The following is a 1,015-nucleotide window of genomic DNA, read 5'->3' as shown; positions in this document are numbered from 1 at the left end:
ACAACGCCGTCAAGCCCAATACCCGTGGCCCCTGTAAGCCCTGTCGGTCCAGTAACGCCCGTGAGTCCCGTAAGTCCCGTAGGTCCCGCAACGCCTGTCGCGCCTGTAAGCCCTGTTGGTCCAGTAATACCCGTTGCGCCGGCTGCGGCTAAAAGAGTATAGTCAGGCGACGTATCCGGTGTACCCGTAGGACCTGCAACATCAGTAATATAAAGACTGCCGTTATAGGTAACAAGCTGTCCGGCAGGATAAGAAGGAGCAGCCGCTGAATCGAAAGGAACAACGCCGTCAAGCCCAATACCCGTGGCCCCTGTAAGCCCTGTTGGTCCAGTAATACCTGTTGCGCCGGCTGCGGCTAAAAGAGTATAGTCAGGCGACGTATCCGGTGTGCCCGTAGGTCCCGCAACATCAGTAATATAAAGACTACCGTTATAGGTGACGACTTGCCCAGCAGGATAAGAAGGAGCAGCCGCTGAATCGAAAGGAACAACGCCGTCAAGCCCAATACCCGTGGCCCCTGTAAGCCCTGTCGGTCCAGTAACGCCCGTGAGTCCCGTAAGTCCCGTAGGTCCCGCAACGCCTGTCGCGCCTGTAAGCCCTGTTGGTCCAGTAACACCCGTTGCGCCAGCTGCGGCTAAAAGAGTATAGTCAGGCGACGTATCCGGTGTACCCGTAGGTCCCGCAACATCAGTAATATAAAGACTACCGTTATAGGTAACGACTTGCCCAGCAGGATAAGAAGGAGCAGTCGCTGGATCGAAAGGAACAACGCCGTCAAGCCCAATACCCGTGGCCCCTGTAAGCCCTGTCGGTCCAGTAACGCCCGTGAGTCCCGTAAGTCCAGCAACGCCTGTCGCGCCTGTAAGCCCTGTTGGTCCAGTAATACCTGTTGCGCCGGCTGCGGCTAAAAGAGTATAGTCAGGCGACGTATCCGGTGTACCCGTAGGTCCCGCAACATCAGTAATATAAAGACTACCGTTATAGGTGACGACTTGCCCAGCAGGATAAGAAGGAG

The 1,015-nt window shown here is 56.0% G+C and carries 1 protein-coding gene; it reads right to left on the bottom strand.

The genetic code is table 11. The features are described 5' to 3' along the window. On the bottom strand, positions 1–884 hold an 884-nt coding region (locus ACK3CR_RS26955), incomplete at its 3' end, for a collagen-like domain-containing protein (protein ID WP_488976371.1). Between the last annotated feature and the right edge of the window lie 131 nt (positions 885–1,015).

The organism is Priestia sp. TRM10 (assembly GCF_057808375.1).
The sequence above is the reverse complement of the archived record's forward strand: the minus strand, read 5'-3'. Positions and strand labels throughout refer to the sequence as shown.